Annotated in this window: 15 protein-coding genes; 11 read left to right on the forward strand and 4 right to left on the reverse strand. The window is 66.6% G+C overall.

Going from position 1 to position 16829, the window contains the following annotated elements:
* The first annotated feature begins 1 nt into the window (after position 1).
* The 11 genes from JI739_RS07310 (at position 2) to JI739_RS07360 (ending at position 12517) form a co-directional block, all read left to right on the forward strand.
* Complete coding sequence (locus JI739_RS07310; protein WP_201683139.1) at positions 2–1186, forward strand: type II secretion system F family protein; 1185 nt, start codon at positions 2–4, stop codon at positions 1184–1186.
* On the forward strand, positions 1183–2889 hold the full coding sequence (locus JI739_RS07315) for a GspE/PulE family protein (protein WP_201683140.1): 1707 nt from the start codon (positions 1183–1185) through the stop codon (positions 2887–2889). Before JI739_RS07310 ends, JI739_RS07315 begins: the two co-directional genes overlap by 4 nt.
* A 106-nt stretch (positions 2890–2995) precedes the next feature.
* On the forward strand, positions 2996–3673 hold the full coding sequence (locus tag JI739_RS07320; RefSeq protein ID WP_201683141.1) for a hypothetical protein: 678 nt from the start codon (positions 2996–2998) through the stop codon (positions 3671–3673).
* 29 nt (positions 3674–3702) lie between these two features.
* Positions 3703–4302: a hypothetical protein gene (locus tag JI739_RS07325; protein ID WP_201683142.1), complete on the forward strand. Its 600-nt coding sequence runs from the start codon at positions 3703–3705 to the stop codon at positions 4300–4302.
* Positions 4299–5261, forward strand: a complete 963-nt coding sequence (locus tag JI739_RS07330; RefSeq protein ID WP_201683143.1) for a hypothetical protein — start codon at positions 4299–4301, stop codon at positions 5259–5261. The genes JI739_RS07325 and JI739_RS07330 overlap by 4 nt, the downstream gene beginning before the upstream one ends.
* Entirely contained in the window at positions 5258–7300 is a 2043-nt protein-coding gene (locus JI739_RS07335) for a secretin GspD/PilQ domain-containing protein (RefSeq protein WP_201683144.1), read from the forward strand. The genes JI739_RS07330 and JI739_RS07335 overlap by 4 nt, the downstream gene beginning before the upstream one ends.
* Positions 7301–7311: 11 nt before the next feature.
* The gene (locus JI739_RS07340; RefSeq protein WP_201683145.1) at positions 7312–7788 is read left to right on the forward strand and encodes a prepilin-type N-terminal cleavage/methylation domain-containing protein; all 477 of its coding nucleotides are present in this window, start codon (positions 7312–7314) and stop codon (positions 7786–7788) included.
* Positions 7782–8174, forward strand: coding sequence for a type II secretion system protein (locus JI739_RS07345; protein ID WP_201683146.1), 393 nt, complete (start codon positions 7782–7784; stop codon positions 8172–8174). The genes JI739_RS07340 and JI739_RS07345 overlap by 7 nt, the downstream gene beginning before the upstream one ends.
* Positions 8161–8721, forward strand: coding sequence for a type II secretion system protein (locus tag JI739_RS07350; RefSeq protein ID WP_201683147.1), 561 nt, complete (start codon positions 8161–8163; stop codon positions 8719–8721). Before JI739_RS07345 ends, JI739_RS07350 begins: the two co-directional genes overlap by 14 nt.
* A gap of 148 nt (positions 8722–8869) precedes the next feature.
* Positions 8870–9931 (forward strand): Fic family protein, encoded by a 1062-nt coding sequence (locus tag JI739_RS07355; RefSeq protein WP_201683148.1) that lies wholly within the window; start codon positions 8870–8872, stop codon positions 9929–9931.
* Positions 9932–12517 (forward strand): SNF2-related protein, encoded by a 2586-nt coding sequence (locus tag JI739_RS07360; RefSeq protein ID WP_236589099.1) that lies wholly within the window; start codon positions 9932–9934, stop codon positions 12515–12517. It begins immediately after the preceding gene.
* A 3-nt stretch (positions 12518–12520) separates the two neighbouring features.
* Here JI739_RS07360 and JI739_RS07365 read toward each other — a convergent pair whose 3' ends face one another.
* From JI739_RS07365 to JI739_RS07380, 4 genes are all read right to left on the reverse strand, one after another.
* Complete coding sequence (locus JI739_RS07365; RefSeq protein WP_201683149.1) at positions 12521–12958, reverse strand: hypothetical protein; 438 nt, start codon at positions 12956–12958, stop codon at positions 12521–12523.
* A gap of 232 nt (positions 12959–13190) precedes the next feature.
* Positions 13191–13499, reverse strand: coding sequence for a hypothetical protein (locus JI739_RS07370; protein ID WP_201683150.1), 309 nt, complete (start codon positions 13497–13499; stop codon positions 13191–13193).
* Positions 13500–13501: 2 nt separating this feature from the next.
* A complete protein-coding gene (locus JI739_RS07375) occupies positions 13502–15649 on the reverse strand; it encodes an RHS repeat-associated core domain-containing protein (protein ID WP_201683151.1) in 2148 nt (715 codons plus the stop codon).
* Positions 15650–15970: 321 nt separating this feature from the next.
* Positions 15971–16588 (reverse strand): hypothetical protein, encoded by a 618-nt coding sequence (locus JI739_RS07380; protein WP_201683152.1) that lies wholly within the window; start codon positions 16586–16588, stop codon positions 15971–15973.
* Positions 16589–16829: the final 241 nt, after the last annotated feature.

The raw sequence follows: 16829 nt of genomic DNA on the forward strand, positions 1-16829 counted from the left end.
CATGCATTACCGCGCACGCGGGCTCGATTCCGCGCAGCAGATCCACGTGCTGCACCTCGAAGCCGCCGACGATGCCGAGGCCCTGCGCCAGTTGCACGACAAGGGCCTGCTGCCGCTCGCTGTTCGGCGGCGACGCGGTTTCGGTCCTGCCCGGCGCCCGGCGCAGCTGGACCTGCTGCTCTTCGCGCAGGAACTGCTGGCGCTGGTGGCGGCCGGACTCTCCATCTCCGAAGCGCTGGACGCACTGGTCGAGAAGGAAGCGCAGCCCGCCCGCCGCCAGGTGCTCGAAGGCGTCATCGACCAGCTGCGCCAAGGCCATCGCCTCTCGGCCGCACTGGCTGCCCAACCGGCGGTGTTCCCGCCGTTGTTCGTCGGCCTGATCGCTTCGTCCGAGGGCACCAGCGACCTGCCCCAGGCGCTGGGCCGGTACATCGGCTACCAGATCCGCCAGGCCGCCCTTCGCCACAAGCTCGCCAGCGCCGCCGTGTACCCGGCCATCCTGCTCGTGGTCGGCATGGCGGTGAGCGCATTCCTGCTCGGCTACGTGGTCCCCCGGTTCGCGGCCGTCCTCGCTGGCAGTGGCCACGATCTGCCCTGGGCTTCGCGGGTGCTGATGCAATGGGGCCAATTCGCGTCCATGCACGCCGGCTCGCTGATCACGGCCACGCTCATGGTCGTGGCCCTGGTCACGACTGGCGTCGCCAGGGTGGTCCGCCGGGCGGGATGGGGGCGGCTGCTCGCCGGCATACCCGGGGCGGCACCGCACGTTCGCTCCATGATCCTGGCCCGCCTGTACCTCACGCTGGGCATGCTGCTCGAAGGCGGCATCCCCCTGGTGCGCGCTTTGCAGCTGTGCGAAAGCGTCATGCCGCAGCGTGACCACGCCCGCATCAGGGAGGCTCGCTCGGCGGTGCGGAACGGGCAGCCGCTGTCGATCGCTTTTGAGGGCCACTCGCTCACCACGCCGGTGGCACTGCGCCTGCTGCGCGTGGGCGAGCGTTCGGGCCAGCTCGGTGCGCTGCTGACCCGCGCCGCCATCTTCCAGGAAGAAGAAGCCACCCGCTGGATCGACCGCTTCTCACGCGCCTTCGAGCCCCTGCTGATGACAGCCATCGGGCTGGTGATCGGCCTCATCGTGATCCTGCTGTACATGCCGGTCTTCGAGCTGGCCGGGAGCCTGCAATGAGCGCCCCGCTGGACTGGCCGGCACTGCGACGGGCCTTTGCGCAGGGCCACCCGAGCATCGAGACGGTGGCCACGCTGCGTGGCTGCAGCCTGCGCGAGGCGGCCCGGCACATCGCCGCCGACCTGGGCCTGGCCTGTTGGGATTGCCCGCTGATGGCCCGGCGTGTCCCCGCCTTCGAGGTCCTGCCGCTCCCGCAATGCCAGGCCATGCGATGCGTGCTGCTGCTGCCGCCCGAACCCGGGTCCGGGCGCGACGCCATCGATGGCGATGTGGCAGGCGCATTCGATGGCTGCATCGCCGTCATCTCGGAGCCGCTCGATACCGACCTGCGGACCCGGCTTTCGCATCGGGTCGCCGGGCCTGTGCGGTTCGTGCTGGCCGCGGCCGACGACATCCACGCCTTCCTGAACCAGCAGGAAGCCAAGCTGCGCGCCATGGACACGATGCAGGGCGTACCGGGCGAGAGCAGCGGCCAGGACCTCTCGCTGGAGGAGCTGTCGCTGGCACGGCTGTCGACCGAAACCAGCCCGGCGGTGCGGCTGGTCAACTCCACGCTTTATGACGCCTTGCGCGCGGGCGCCAGCGACCTGCACCTGGCAGCCACCCCCGACGGACTGGCCATCCAGTACCGCATCGACGGCGTGCTCGACACGGTGGCCGAGATCCCCGGCATCCCGCTGGCCGAACAGGCGGTGTCACGCCTGAAGGTGCTGGCCGAACTCGACATCGCCGAGCGCCGTGTGCCGCAGGACGGCAGCTTCCGGGTGCGCGCGCAGGAACGCGAGATCGACCTGCGCCTGTCGGTGATCCCGGGCCTGCATGGCGAAGACGCCGTCGTGCGCATTCTGGACAAGCAGGCCATGGTCGCGCGGCACGGCCGGCTCGATCTCGCCAGCCTCGGACTGCCATCCGATTTGGTCGCGGGACTGCGCGAGCTGATGGACGCGGCCTGGGGCATGCTGCTGGTCACCGGGCCCACCGGGTCGGGCAAGACCACCACCTTGTACGCCGCGCTCTCCGAAGCCCACACCGGCCGCGACAAGATCGTCACCATCGAAGACCCGGTCGAATACCAGTTGCCCGGTGTGCTGCAGATCCGGGTGAACGAGAAGAAGGGCCTGAGCTTCGCCCGTGGCCTGCGCTCCATCCTGCGGCACGACCCCGACAAGATCATGGTGGGCGAGATCCGAGATCGCGAAACCGCCGAGATCGCCGTGCAGTCCGCCCTCACCGGGCACCTGGTTCTCAGCACCGCGCACGCCAACAGCGTCTTCGACGTCTTCGGCCGGTTCACGCACATGGGGCTGGATCCGCATGCCTTGATGTCCGCGCTGAACGGCATCTGGGCCCAGCGCCTGGTGCGCCTGACCTGCACGCATTGCAGCCGGGCTTGCGAGCCCGCCGACCACGAGTTGGCGCGCCTGGGCCTTTCACAAGACCAGGTCGCCGGATGGAACCTGCGGCGCGGCAGCGGCTGCGGGGACTGCCGCGGCACCGGCTACCGCGGCCGCCAGGCGGTCGCCGAACTGCTGCGCCTGACCGACGAACTGCGCGAGCTGATCATCGCGCGGCAGCCGGCCCGGCTGGTTCGCGAAGCCGCCTACCGCAGCGGCACCCGCAGCCTCAAGGACTCGGCCCTGGCGCTTGCGCGAACCGGTGCCACCAGCCTGGAGGAGGTCCGGCGTGTCACCGTGGCGGCCTGACTTGCGCGCCCTTGTCCGCCATCGCGAGCCGCTTCTGATCGGCCTGGATAGCCATGGGGCTGCATGGCACCCGCGTGGCGACATCCAGGCCACTCAATGCGTTTCGATGGAACTCGCCCGTTGCCTGCCCCAAGGGCGGCTCCCGGAGCTGGACTTGGTGACCAGTCCGCGGCTTGCCGTGCACTGGGTGCAGCGTGCCCCGGCAGCCGCCGCCGGGCTGGCCGAGCTGCGACAGGTGGCGGCCGCCCGTTGCGCCCAGCTGTTCGGCGGCACGGCCACCGACTGGCGCATCACCGGCGACTGGCGACGCCACGGCTCCTTCGTATGCGCCGCCCTGCCTGAAGCCTTCGTCCGGCCGCTGGAAGCCGCGCTAGCCAGCCGGCATGCACGTTGGCGCTGGCACACCAGCTGGGGCTGGCTGTGCCGCCAACGCAGCGCGGCGATTCCAGGCGACGGATGGACGGCCCTGCGCAGCCCCACGACCGTGATCCTCTGGGCCTGTGCCGCGGGCGAGGTCGTGCATTTCACCCAACTGCAAAGCACCGCCGGCGAACCGCTGGCCACCCTGGCTGAGCGGACCCTGGCGCTCGCGCGCCTCGAGAGCATCGCGAGCGGCCTGCCCACGCCTGGCGCCCTGCACTGGATCGACCTGTGCACCAGCGACGCTGCGCCGTCCGGCCTGCCGATCTCGAGCCTGGCGCGTGGCCAACCCGGCGCCGCCACGCCCCCGAACGAAGCCACCGCCGTGCTGGCCCTGTCCACCTTGCGCCTGTCTCCCCCGTGACGCCACCCGTTCCGACCCCCTTCGCCCCCATGCGTCCGATCGACATCCGCTTCGATGCGTCACCTGGCTGGCGGCGCTGGCTGCTGGGCGCACAGCGCGCGCGCGGCAGCGCCCTGAGCCTGCTGTCGCTCATTGCTACGGGCACCATCCTCGCCTGGACTGCAGGCACGGCCTGGTACCTGCAGGACGACCTGGCGAGTGCCCGGCGCACCTGGGCCAGCCTGACCACGCCGCCCCGTCGCGCCACCGCCCCGACCCCACCTGCCGCCAAGCCCGCGGCCCGCGCCGAGCTCGCCGCCTGGACGGAAGCGGTGCAGCGCTTGAACACACCCTGGACCGCGGTGCTGGACGGCCTGGAGAGCCTGGCCACACCCGACGTCGCCCTTCTCTCGATCGAAGCCGAGGGGGAGGGTCGCCGGCTGCGATTGACGACCGAGGCTCGCGACCTGCCGGCACTCATGGGGTATGCCCAGCGGCTCGGGCGCACGCCGGGCTTCGAGTCGGTCAGGCCGTTGCGGCACGACACCTACGAACAAGACCCCGCCCGGCCGGTGCGCCTCACGCTTCAGTTCAACCCCGGACTGCTGGCAGGGCCTGGCGCCGCATCGCAGCCGGAGCAGGCGCGATGAGAAGCGTGCGCTGGGGCCGGGTTCAGCCGCAAGCCTGGCGCACGGCGTTGGCGATCGCCTGCTGGAGGCACGGTCTGGCCGGCACCGTCGCCGCCTTCTTCGCCCTGGCAGCGGCCGGCATTCACTGGGGCTTCAACCTTCCGGCCCAACAGGAACTCTCCCGACTGCGCGCCTGGCTCGATCGGCCGGCTCGGTCTCCCGTGCCCACCGCAGCCAGCACCCGCGACGAACCCGAGGCCCATGCGCTTGTGCAGGCGCTGCAATCGGCACCCGAGCTGCCCGAGGCGCTGCGGACCATCGACCGACTGGCCGGCCACGAGCAGCTGGCGCTGCCGAGCGGGGAATACCGCCAGCACGAGCCCGCGGCCGCTGCGGGCCTGACGCGGGTGCTGGTCACCCAACCGATCCGGGCCAGCTATCCGCAGCTGCGGCGCTACCTCGAAGCCGTGTTGCGCGAACTGCCCAGCGCAAGCCTGGACCATATCTCGGTGCGGCGCGAGAGCATCGGGCAGCCGCAGCTGGAGGCGCGCGTGCAATGGTCCTTGTGGCGAGTCGACTCCCCTTCCGCGTCCGCGCCGCCGCAGCTGCTGCCGCTGATCGAGCGACAGTGGCTGGTGCCGCAGCGTGAGCCTGCCGCCCACCGAGCACGGGGCCGGCCGGCCCCCGAGCTGTTCGCCGTGGGCAGCTGGCAACCATCGGCCACAAGCGCCACCGCCACTCCGGCGGCCGCGCCCGCGCAGGCGCCCGACCCGCCACCGCCATTCACCTACCTGGGCAAGCAGCTGGCGGACGGGCACTGGTCCGTGTTCGTCGCGCACGCGCAGGAAACACGGGTGCTGCGCGAAGGACAGCGCGTGGATGGCCAGTGGCAGATCGATCGCATCGCACCGCCCGACCTGCATTTCACCTACCTGCCCCTGGGCCGGGCCTATACCTTGACGATCGGAGATGAACGATGAAGCCAGCGCAAGCCTTGCTGGCCCTGCTGGCCGGTGCCGGCGTGTCGCTGGCCGGCTGCGCCGGCCCGTCGACACTGGCGCGAAGCCAGGCCCTGGTTCAACAAGGGCATCCCCTGCAGGCCGTGCAAGTGCTCGAAGCGGCCAGTCGCGAGCAGCCGCAAGCACTGGACCTGCGGGCCGCACTCGTGCGCACGCGCGAACTTGCCCAGCACCAGGCCGTCACACCGCCCGCCCCGGGAACCCCGTTCCCCGCCGTGCCCGATGCGGACCCGCCCGCCGCCACACCCCCCGCGCTGTCAGAGGCACTGCGCAAGCCGATCACCATCGAGTTTCGCGACGCCCCGCTGCGCAGCGTGTTCGACCTCATCGCCCGCACGGCCTCCTTGAACTTCGTTTTCGACAAGGACGTGCGCACCGACCAGAAGACATCGATCTTCCTCAGGGACGCCACCATCGAGGCCGCGGTGCAGCGCATCCTGCTGACCCACCAGCTCGACCACCGGGTGCTGGACCACAACACCTTGCTGGTCTACCCCGCCACGGCGGCCAAGCAGAAGGACTACCAGCCGCTGCAGGTGCGCGCGTTCTACCTGGCCCATGCCGATGCCAAGGCCGTCGCCGCCAGCCTCAAGACCCTGCTCAAGGCGCGCGATGCGGTCATCGACGAGAAGCTCAACCTCGTGATCCTGCGCGACAGCCCCGAGCTGATCGCGATGGCCGCCAAGCTCGTGGCCTTGCAGGACGTTCCGGAACCCGAGGTGATGCTCGAAGTGGAGATCCTGGAGGTCAAGCGCGCGCGCCTGCTCGACCTGGGCGCCCGCTGGCCCGACCAGCTCACGCTGGCGCCCCTGCCCGCCACCGCCGGCACGCCGCTCACGCTGGCCGACCTGCAAAACCTGGGCAGCCGCTCGATCGGTGCCACGCTCTCGCCCCTGACCCTGAGCGCGCGTCGCAGCCTGAGCGACGCCAACATCCTGGCCAACCCGCGCATCCGTGCGCGCAACCGCGAGAAGGCCCGCATCCTGATCGGCGAGCGGGTACCCAACATCACCACCACCTCCACCTCCACCGGCTTCGTCGCCGAGTCCGTCAACTACGTCGACGTGGGCCTGAAGCTGGACGTGGAGCCGACCGTCTTTCTCGATGGCGAAGTCGCCATCAAGGTGGCGCTGGAGGTGAGCAACATCATCAACCAGCTGCAAACCAAGTCGGGCTCCATCGCCTACCAGATCGGCACGCGCACCGCGCAAACGGTGCTGCGGCTGAAGGACGGCGAGAACCAGGTGCTGGCCGGCCTGATCAACGACGAGGACCGCCGCACCGCCAACCGCCTGCCGGCCCTGGGCGACGTGCCCGTGCTCGGCCGCCTGTTCGGCAGCCAGGCCGACGATCAGACCAAGACCGAAATCGTGCTGTCCATCACGCCCCGGGTCTTGCGCAACGTGCCGCGACCGGTGGGCGCAGCCGCCCAGTTCGACTCGGGCACCGAGACCTATGCCGGGGCGGGATGGCTGGCGGCGCCATCCCCGCGTGCGACGCCGAGCGCCCCGGCTGCCGCGGCGCCCGCGCAAGCACCATCCGAGACAGCCGCGCCGAACGCGACGAACCCTGCGCCAGCGGCTGCCACGTCCTCGCTCGCCTGGCAGGGCCCTACCCAGGCGCGGGTGGGAGACACCATCGACCTGCAATTGGTGTTGCGCACCGATGCCACCGTGCAGCGCCTGCCCCTCGCCATCGGCTTCGATCCGCAGGTGCTGCAAGTGGTCGCGGTCGGCGAAGCGGACACGGACACGACACGCGGTGCCGGGCTGCGAGCGATCAGCCGCGTCGACCCCAGCGGCCAGGTGCTGGTCACGGCCGAAGGCAGCCAGCCGCTCGCGGCTGGGCGACTCGTCACGCTGCGCGTGCGCGTCGCTTCGGCCGGGGCGGGATCGACCGGGATCAAGCTGCTCAGCGCCGGGCCGCTGGCTGCGGGCGGCGAGGCACTGGCCGCCCCAACCTTGCCCACGCATACCTTGCGCATCGTGGGCGGTCACTGACGCGGTCCGTCATGCGCCATACCGTCCGCGGCTTCACCCTCATCGAGCTGCTGCTCACGCTCGCCCTGCTCTCCGTGCTCGCCCTTCAGGCCGTCCCCCTGGCGCAACTGCAGGTACAGCGCAGCAACGAGCAGGCGCTGCGCGTGGCCTTGCGCGACATCCGCCACGCCATCGACGCCTACAAGCGCGCGTCCGACGAAGGCCGCATCCGCCGCGCCATCGGTGCCAGCGGCTACCCACCCGACCTGCAGACGCTGGTGGACGGCGTGGAAGACCAGCGCGACCCGGATCGGCGCAAGCTCTTCTTCCTGCGGCGCATTCCGCGCGACCCGTTCCACACCGACCCGACTGTCGACCCCGCACGGACCTGGGCCCTGCGCGCCTACGCCAGCGAGCCCGACGACCCGCAGGAGGGCGACGACGTCTACGACGTGCGCAGCCGCTCCACCCGCAGCGGCCTCAATGGCGTGCCCCTGAACCAATGGTGAGCGCAAGCTATCGCCGCGCGCCGCGCGGCTTCACGCTCATCGAACTGCTGGTGGTGCTGGCCATCGTCGCCACCCTGCTGCTGCTGGTGGCACCCCGGTATTGGGGCCATGTGGACACCGCCAAGGAAGCCGTGCTGCGCGACAACCTGCGCGGCACACGCGAAGTCATCGACAAGTTCTACGGCGACCACGGCCGCTATCCCGACAGCCTGGACGAGCTGGTCGACAAGCGCTACCTGCGCGCCCTGCCGGTGGACCCGGTCACTGGCAGCGCCACCACCTGGACGGTGCTATCGCCGCCGGCGGGCTACGAAGGCCAGGTGCATGACCTGCGCAGCGGCGCGCCAGGCACGGGCAAGGACGGGAGCAGCTATGCCGACTGGTAGGCGCCGACCGGCGCGCAGCCAGCACGGGTTCACCTACCTGGCCTTGCTCATCGCCTTGGCGGTCATCGGCCTGTGGGCGACGCAGAGTCTGGAGATGGGCGCGAGCGCAGCCCGGCGTAATGCGGAGCGGGAACTGCTGGCGATCGGAGGCGATTTCGAGAGAGCCTTGCGCAGCTACGCCAACCTGCCGCCCGAACGTGGCGCTGGGGCAGGCGTTCCCACACCGGGCGCTCGCGGCCCCCGTGAACTGCAAGACCTGCTGCGCGACCCCCGGGTGCCCGGCATCCGGCGCCACTTGCGGCGCGTGCCGCACGACCCGCTCACCGGGCGCGCCGAGTGGGGCCTGGTGCGCGACGAGGCGGGGTTCATTGTTGGCGTGCATAGCCTGGCGTCGGGGAGGCCGATTCGGCAGGTGAAGGTCGAGGGAGCGTCGGCGCTCTCGACGAGCCAGCTGGCCGACTCGTATGCGGACTGGGTGTTCGGGCTGGGCCATCGGGTGGCACAGGCGAATCGACCTGCGGCCGGGGAAAGTCGGAAGGCCAAGTAAGGTGAGCCGCTTGCCCTCGGAGCCGCGTAGCGACGGGACCAGGTAGAGGGTGGTGAATGGGGTAATCCACCGTCAATTGGGGTAAAACAGGCCCAGATTACCCTAATCCACAGTAGCATTACCCCGTTTACGCTGCTCAGCTTCTTCCATGCACTCCCTCGCGCCAGACCACCTTGCCAAGTTGCGCTTCGACGCGCGGCAACTGGCGACGCTGCGCGCGTTGGGTGAGTACCGCGGGAAGCAACAACTCTTTGTCGTCCAGTCACCCGAACTGTTGAGCGACCTGCGGCAGGTTGCCGTGGTGGAATCCACGGAGTCATCGAACCGCCTCGAGGGAGTCACGGTGGCCGCGCACCGGCTCAAGTCACTGGTGCTCAGGCATGCCACCCCGCAGAGTCGGTCGGAGCAGGAGGTGGCGGGCTATCGCGACGCATTGGATCTCATCCACGAGAGCGGCGAGCAGATGCCGTTTTCGGAAGGCACCGTCCTGCAGCTCCACCACATCCTGTACCGCTACATGCCCCAGCCGGGCGGGCATTGGAAGGCGACGAACAACGACATCATCGAGCGACACCCCGACGGCAGCTCGCGCATACGGTTTCGCCCGGTCGCCGCGCATCTCACGCCCATTGCCATGGCCGAGATGATCTCGCGCTACCGCTCGGCACTGGACCAGCACCTGGCTGACCCGTTGGTGCTGGTGCCGCTGGTCATCCTCGACTTCCTGTGCATCCATCCCTTCCCGGACGGCAACGGCCGCATGGCGCGGCTGCTGACCTTGCAGTTGCTCTATCACTTCGACTATGCCGTGGGCCGGTTCATCAGCCTGGAACGCATCTTCGAAGAATCGAAGGAGAGCTACTACGAAACGCTGGAGGCCAGCTCCCGGGGCTGGCACGAGGGCACCCACGACATCGCCCCCTGGCTCGACTACTTCTGGGGCGCGCTGCTGCGCGCCTACAGGGAGTTCGAGGAGCGGGTGGGCACCATCGAACGCGGACGCGGCGCCAAGGGTGACCGGGTGCGCGCGGAAATCCTCAAGCGCCAGCGGCCCTTCTCCATCTCGGAGATCGAGGAAGCCTGCCCCGGCGTCAGCCGCGACATGGTGCGCGTCGTGCTGCGTGCCATGAAGACTGAAGGAGTCATTGCCCCAACGGGCAAAGGTCGTGCAGCGAAATGGTCGCGGATGAAGGTTGAGGGACAAGCCTGAATGCAACGAGCTCTGACGCCACATCAAAGCCTTTACTACGCTTGGCTGCTGACCCGGCGCGCGGCGGGCGACTCCGTGGAGGCGCTGGCATCCACCCTGGTTGACGCGCAGGTCCACCTCAACCCTCATCAGGTCGAGGCGGCCTTGTTCGCCTGCGCCAATCCGCTGTCGCGTGGCGTCATCCTGGCCGACGAAGTCGGGCTGGGGAAAACCATCGAGGCCGGCTTGGTGATCTCGCAGCGATGGGCCGAGCGCCGCCGTCGAATCCTGATCATCGTGCCCGCCAACCTGCGCAAGCAGTGGCACCAGGAGTTGCAAGACAAGTTCAACCTGCAGGGCGTGCTCCTGGAGGCCAAGAACTACAACGCCATTCGCAAGCAGGGCCGCCAGAACCCGTTCGAAGGGTCGGCCGGTCCTGTCATCTGCTCCTACCAGTTCGCAAAAAGGAAGGCGGTGGACATCCAGGCTGTCAATTGGGACCTGGTGGTGCTGGACGAAGCGCATCGACTGCGCAACGTCTACAAGACCAGCAACGTGATCGCCAAGACGCTGAAGGACGCCTTGGCCCACGTGCATTCCAAAGTGCTGCTGACCGCGACGCCGCTGCAGAACTCGCTGCTAGAGCTCTACGGGCTCGTCAGCATGATCGACGACCGCGTCTTCGGTGACATCGACAGCTTCCGCTCGCAGTTCACCGGCCAGTCCAGGGAACAGGCGTTCACCGCCCTGCGAGCACGCTTGGCCACCGTGTGCAAACGCACGCTGCGCCGCCAGGTTCAGCATTACGTGCCATACACGGCACGCCGGGCCATCGTTCAGGAGTTCACCCCGTCGCACGAAGAAAAAGAGCTCTCCAGCCTGGTCGCGGACTACCTCCGCCGGCCCAACCTCAAGGCGCTGCCAGAAGGACAACGGCAGCTTATCTCCTTGGTGCTGTGGAAGCTGCTGGCCTCATCGACCCACGCCATCGCCGGCGCGCTCGAAACCATGGCGACGCGGCTGCAGGGTGAACTCGACAAGTCTCCCGACCTTGCCGACCTGATGGAATCCCTGGACGACGACTACGAGTCCCTTGACGAAACCGCTGACGAGTGGGACGCACAGCCAGCCTCCACGGCATCGACTGCAACCAGCGAACGAGACGCAGTCGCTCAGGAAATTGCCGAGCTGCGGCGCTTCAAGAACCTGGCGACCCACATTCGCGAGAACGCCAAGGGCGCGGCACTGCTGACCGCGCTGGATAAGGCATTCGCCGAGCTGGGTCGCCTCGGCGCCGCCCAGAAGGCCATCATCTTCACCGAGTCCAAGCGCACGCAGGAATACCTGCTGTCCCTTCTGGCCGACACGCCCTACGGCGAGGGCATCGTCTTGTTCAATGGCACAAACAGCGATGCCCGGGCACAGGCCATCTACGCCGACTGGATCAAGCGCCACGCAGGGTCCGATCGCATCACTGGATCCAGAACCGCGGACACGCGCGCGGCGTTGATCGAGCACTTCAAGGAACGCGGCACGGTGATGATTGCCACCGAAGCGGGTGCCGAGGGCATCAACCTGCAGTTCTGCTCGCTGGTCATCAACTATGACCTGCCATGGAACCCGCAACGTATCGAGCAACGCATCGGCCGCTGCCACCGCTACGGTCAAAAGTTCGACGTGGTGGTGGTGAACTTCGTGGACCGCAGCAACGAAGCGGACGCCAGGGTGTACGAACTTCTGGACCAGAAGTTCCAGTTGTTCGAGGGCGTGTTTGGCGCCAGCGACGAGGTGCTTGGCGCAATTGGCTCCGGCGTCGATTTCGAGAGGCGTATCGCAGAGATCTATCAGAACTGTCGCGACCCGGAGGCTATCAAGGCCAGCTTCGAGCAGTTGCAGCGAGACTTGTCTGGCGAGATCAGTGAGGCCATGGTCAAGACGCGCCGAATCCTGCTGGAGAACTTTGATGAAGAAGTTCAGGAGAAGCTGCGCGTCCGAGCAGCGGACAGCCAGGAGGCACGATGCAAGTACGAACGCATGCTGCTGGCAATGACGCGGGCCGAGCTGGCCGACTGCGCTCTCTTCGATGACGACGGCTTCGTGCTTCAGCGCCTTCCTGCCGGCACACCGAGCGACGTTGCCTTGGGGCGATACGAGCTACCCAGCACCGCCGGCGACGCGCATCTCTATCGAATTGGCCATCCGCTCGCGGAATGGGTGACCCAGCAGGCGAAGAACCATGAGCTTGCCGGCACCCGGCTCGTCTTCGACTACGACGCACACGGCGCCCAGATCAGCACCCTGAAGCCGTATCGCGGCAGGTCGGGCTGGCTCACCTTGAAGCTGGTGTCGGTCGAGGCACTCGGAAAGGAAGAACAGCGTCTGTTGGTGGCGGCCATCACATCCGACGGCGAACCCTTGGCGGAAGACGATCCTGAAAAGCTGCTGCGCCTTCCCGCTACGGTGCAGCCGGCCGAGCAGGCGCATGCGGAACTATCCCTGCTCAGCGCGGAGGTGGCTAGTGGCTCACATGCAGAAGGAAGCTCTCAGATCAACGAGCGAAGCTCGTCACCGGATGACCTTGCTGGCAGTAAATCAGCGTCTCCTTAAATCTCAGCGGTGCGTGTGAGTAAACAGGCACTCAAGGGTTTCATCGCTGCATCGGCGCACTTGAACAGTAAAGTTGTCCATCAGAGCTCGATTCCACACGGGGATAAAGCCTGGCAGCCGCAGCGCCTGCATACCTCGCCACCAGTAACAATCCCGATCTCGGAACGTACGTTTGGTCTGGCGAAACTGGCGCTCATTCTCCAGGAACCGCTCAATTCGACTACCGACCTCCCCGTCGGCAACCACACAGAACGGCTCCCGCGACTTTGTAATCTGCACCACCGCGTCGTAATCCAATGCGAGAAGTTGCTCGTAGTCGAACGTCCGCATATTTAGTCCCCCAGTGCCGCAACGCACGAGATAAGCGCTGCCGTACACATTGCTATCAGCGGTGGTTTCAGAGGGGTGGGGCACGCCGGATGTTTGGCTGCACTCATGCATGCGTCAAACATCTTTTTGCATGCGCCCCCCCTTCCTCCGGATCGTTCGGAGGACGCGGACTACTCGGCACACGCGGGTCCAGGACAGGTTGACGAACCTCCGGGGGCCCGTCCCGCCATGAATCAACGTTCAGCGGTGGATAACTCATGTTCACCGGTGGGGCCGGCGGGTTGCAGGGCACTAGCGCAGACGTGGAATGTGCATGCCTGGGTGCTGTTCCAGCTGCAGCTCGCTACCGAAGGCTGGAGCCATCAGGGTTAATTGCTTCTGCATCCCTTCTCGTCGGGTAGTAGACCTTTTTATCTTCTAGGTCGTAGAAAATGATCCCATGGATGCCCTGGGAAAGAGCCTTCTGAACAGGCCGTTTCCAGATATTTTTAAAAGCAGCATCCAGCTTCTGAGGCTCAACTCTTTCGTAGACCTCGTCGATAAAAGCGATGTCAGTCCCCTCAGGGAAGATCAAGGCAAATTCGTCATCTGTCGCCGCGAAGATGTCGTACACACAATTCCGCGCACCGTCTATGACCTGGATATTCTTCATGATTACCGCCTCGGCTTGACGTTTCGATAATCTCCCCCGGGGGTCTGCACATCCCAATGTGGACCGCCATGCCCTCTACCACCTTGTCCAGTAGGGCACCAGACATCTCCCTTCGCATCTTGCCAGCCCCAGCCGGATCCTCCCTTCCCAGGGTTGGGATTCGGCACCCAGTTTTCGCCTCCCTTAGGGTCTTTGAAGCCATCCGCTTCCGTTGGCTTCCCAGGCGCCTTTGGCCCATTCGGGTCGTACGCATTCTCCGGCGGTTTCGCCAGCATCGGCCCGAACACATTCCATCCGACCCATGCACCAACACCCGCTCCGATGATCCCACCCGCGACCGTTCCAACAGGGCCGAAAGCAGTGCCTGCGACAGCACCGCCCCATGCTCCCGCAACAGGGTTCAGCCCATCCGGATCCGTGTAGCTGAGCGGTCTGCCACCAACATACGCAAACTCGTTCGGCCCACCCTCCAACCCAATCGGATCCCTGGATATGAACCTCCCGATCACCGGGTCGTAATACCGAGCCCGGTAGAAGTAGAGCCCCGTCCCTTCATCGTTCTCCCGGCCGGTGTACTGCAGCGTGTTCTCGCTCGCGTCGCCACCCACAGGCGCAGTCTCGCCATACGGGCTGTACGCGTAGCCCGCCTCCACGCTCTGGTCCTCTCGCGTGAGGGCCAACACGCTGCCCAGAGCATCGGTAATGTGGGTGCGCACCATCGGCGCTTGGCCTTGCCGGCTCACGATGCGAGCGATGACGTCGTCAAGGCCGATGCCGGTGAGCAAAGTCGCTGCGATTCGGCCGTCTCTCACTTCGCCAATCGCCTGCAGCCCCTCGTACACGTACTGCGTGCTGCGGGCCTGGCCTTCGACGGTGATGGTGCGTGCAATGCGCCTTCCACCCGCGTCGTAGCTGTAGCTGGCCTGCACGTTTTGCGGCATGCGAAGCAGGCCGATCAAGCGGTTGCGGCTGTCCCACTGGTAAGTCGTTTGCTCCGCTGGGTCAGCAACATTGCTGCGCTTCATGAGGCTGCCATTCGCGTCGTACTCGAAGGCCCACGTCTTGCCCAGGGTCGTGAGTTCGAGCAGGCGGTCGGCGCTGTCGTACCTGGCCTGCATGGGCGTGTCGCTTTTCGATGAGCCGTTGAGCAAGGTGCGGCCGATGCGTTGGCCGGCGGGGTCGTACTGGTAGTCAATCTGCTCGATGACGCTGCCGTCGGGGCGGGTGTAGGCGAGCTGCGTGAGACGGCTGGCGGCGTCGTGGGTGAAGCGTTGAACGATGCCGTTGGGTAGTTGACGCTCGATGAGCCGGCCTCGGTTATCCCATTGCCAACGAGTGACCTGCTCACCGACACCGCTGTGGGCCAGCGGCTTCGTGCGTTGCTCGATGAGCCGGCCCAGCTTGTCGTAGGCGTAGTCGGTGATGTCGATGGGGGTGCCATCGCGCAGCACCTCGCGCCGGGTGACGCGATCGAGCAGACTGTAGCTGTAGCGGATCTCCAGCTTGCCGGCTGCGGTGGTGTGCGTCGTTGCGGCCAGGCGATCGAGCTCGTCCCAGGTATAGCTCCAGCGACTGGCCGGCTCCGCCGATTCAGCGATACGGCCCAGGGCGTCGTAGCGATGCGTCTGCACGCTGCCGTCGGCGTGGCGGATTTCCTCGACGCGCCCGTCGGCGGTGTAGCCGATGGATGTGGTCTGTCCTTTGCGGTCGGTGATGCTGGTCAGTCTGCGCAGTTCGTCCCAGGCGTAACGGGTGGCCGCGCCGACCGCGTCGACGCGTTCGGTGAGCGAGCCCTTCTCGTCGTAGCGATACCGCTCGATGACCACCCCTGCCGCATTAGCCACCTCGCTCACGCGCCCGCCCTCGTCATAGCGCAGCGTGGAAGGCTGGCCCAAGGCGTCTGTCCGTTGCGTGAGTTGGTCACGGCGGTTGTAGTCGAGCTGGGTGCTGTAGCCCAGGGGGTTGGTGTGGCTGGTCGATCGGCCCACCGCATCGTGCTCGATTCGCGTCTGGTTGCCCAGCGCATCGGTAATGGCTTGCAGATCGCCCGCGTCGTTGTAGCCGTAACGCCGCTCGGGCGCGGCCAAGTCGGCACCGCTGGCGATGAGCTGGCCTCGGGCGTCGTAGGCGTAGCTGGTGCTGCGGCCCAAGGGGTCGGTGGCTTTGGTGAGCTGGCCGTGGCGCGGGTCGAGCTTGCGCCGTGGAAGCGCGGGTCTTCCGCGCTGCGGTAGCCAGCGCTGCCGTCGTCGATGAAGTTGATGCGCCGCGCACCGGGCAGTACCAGGCGCTTTTGCGGGCCGGCAAAGGGCAGGAAGACGATGTCGTAGTCGGACGTCCAGCCGTAGCCGAAGCTGGCCACGGTGCCGCCCCGGTTGTTGAAGAAGTCCACCGGGTTGTAGCTCAGGCCGGTGTCGATGCAGCCTGGAGGGCGTTAGGCCGCGTCTCGAAAGCTTGGCGGTGTGCAAACTCACCTACGCTGTCGCCGTTCCGCCTTGAGTGGCATCAGATTCTGTCGGATAGGTGAAGTCTGATGCCGAGCCTCCCGCAAGGCAGTTGCCAATCAGCGTCCACTCCAGCTGGTCGAGTGTTCTGGCTCCGAAAAACCACAACTCGCCGATGTTCTCCGGCATCTGAAGTTCGTTGATCCGCACAATTTCATCCCGGTTTAGATGCACCGCGACTACCAGATCATCCGACTCGGTGTATTTGGAGAGCTTACCCAACTCGTTTTGCAGCGTTTGCGCACGCGGCAGAAAGCGCGGCACCCACTCTTTAAGCTGTATTTTGACGAAGTGAGAAGCACCGTCTTTATTGTAATGCGCCACCACGTCGAAGCTTGAATCCTCAATCAGCGCAAAATGCACGGGCGTTCCGAGGCGCTGAGAAATGCCGTAGCAAAACAGCGCCGCCTGCCGGCCTTCACGGTACCGCTTCAGCTTGTTTGTTCGAAGTGAGGCTACCGGGTATGACATCTGATCCAGCGGAAGTTCGAGCGCAATCCGCCGATAACCAATCAGGATCTCGCGAGGACAAAACCAATCCCTCTTCGCCCACTCTCGAGGTACGCGACCGGCCTTTTCGAAGCCCATATCTCTATCCCGCCTAAGAGAACCAAATAAGCGACTGGCCGCCTCTCGCTTGCCAGCACAATCGCCCCCCGCGAAATAACCCCATCACCAGACATTAGGTGGATGCAGCCGATTGCGCCGCCTGCCACGTCGTTTTGGTATGCGATGACTGCGCGCCTGGCCATTCATGGTGATCCTGCGCGCGATGCGCCTGCCACCCGCGTCGTAGCCGTAGCTCGCCTGCGCATTCCGCGGCAGCGGA

This window comes from Ramlibacter aurantiacus, from assembly GCF_016722895.1.
Taxonomy (GTDB): Bacteria; Pseudomonadota; Gammaproteobacteria; order Burkholderiales; family Burkholderiaceae_C; genus Ramlibacter; species Ramlibacter aurantiacus.

Excerpts from the sequence above, each read along its gene's own strand:
- JI739_RS07345 (WP_201683146.1), top strand. The coding sequence starts at position 7,782 with ATGGTGAGCGCAAGCTATCGCCGCGCGCCGCGCGGCTTCACGCTCATC.
- JI739_RS07315 (WP_201683140.1), top strand. The coding sequence starts at position 1,183 with ATGAGCGCCCCGCTGGACTGGCCGGCACTGCGACGGGCCTTTGCGCAG.
- JI739_RS07320 (WP_201683141.1), top strand. The coding sequence starts at position 2,996 with ATGGAACTCGCCCGTTGCCTGCCCCAAGGGCGGCTCCCGGAGCTGGAC.
- JI739_RS07340 (WP_201683145.1), top strand. The coding sequence starts at position 7,312 with ATGCGCCATACCGTCCGCGGCTTCACCCTCATCGAGCTGCTGCTCACG.
- JI739_RS07355 (WP_201683148.1), top strand. The coding sequence starts at position 8,870 with ATGCACTCCCTCGCGCCAGACCACCTTGCCAAGTTGCGCTTCGACGCG.
- JI739_RS07380 (WP_201683152.1), bottom strand. The coding sequence starts at position 16,588 with ATGGGCTTCGAAAAGGCCGGTCGCGTACCTCGAGAGTGGGCGAAGAGG.
- JI739_RS07335 (WP_201683144.1), top strand. The coding sequence starts at position 5,258 with ATGAAGCCAGCGCAAGCCTTGCTGGCCCTGCTGGCCGGTGCCGGCGTG.
- JI739_RS07360 (WP_236589099.1), top strand. The coding sequence starts at position 9,932 with ATGCAACGAGCTCTGACGCCACATCAAAGCCTTTACTACGCTTGGCTG.
- JI739_RS07350 (WP_201683147.1), top strand. The coding sequence starts at position 8,161 with ATGCCGACTGGTAGGCGCCGACCGGCGCGCAGCCAGCACGGGTTCACC.
- JI739_RS07365 (WP_201683149.1), bottom strand. The coding sequence starts at position 12,958 with ATGCATGAGTGCAGCCAAACATCCGGCGTGCCCCACCCCTCTGAAACC.
- JI739_RS07325 (WP_201683142.1), top strand. The coding sequence starts at position 3,703 with ATGCGTCCGATCGACATCCGCTTCGATGCGTCACCTGGCTGGCGGCGC.
- JI739_RS07330 (WP_201683143.1), top strand. The coding sequence starts at position 4,299 with ATGAGAAGCGTGCGCTGGGGCCGGGTTCAGCCGCAAGCCTGGCGCACG.
- JI739_RS07370 (WP_201683150.1), bottom strand. The coding sequence starts at position 13,499 with ATGAAGAATATCCAGGTCATAGACGGTGCGCGGAATTGTGTGTACGAC.
- JI739_RS07310 (WP_201683139.1), top strand. The coding sequence starts at position 2 with ATGCATTACCGCGCACGCGGGCTCGATTCCGCGCAGCAGATCCACGTG.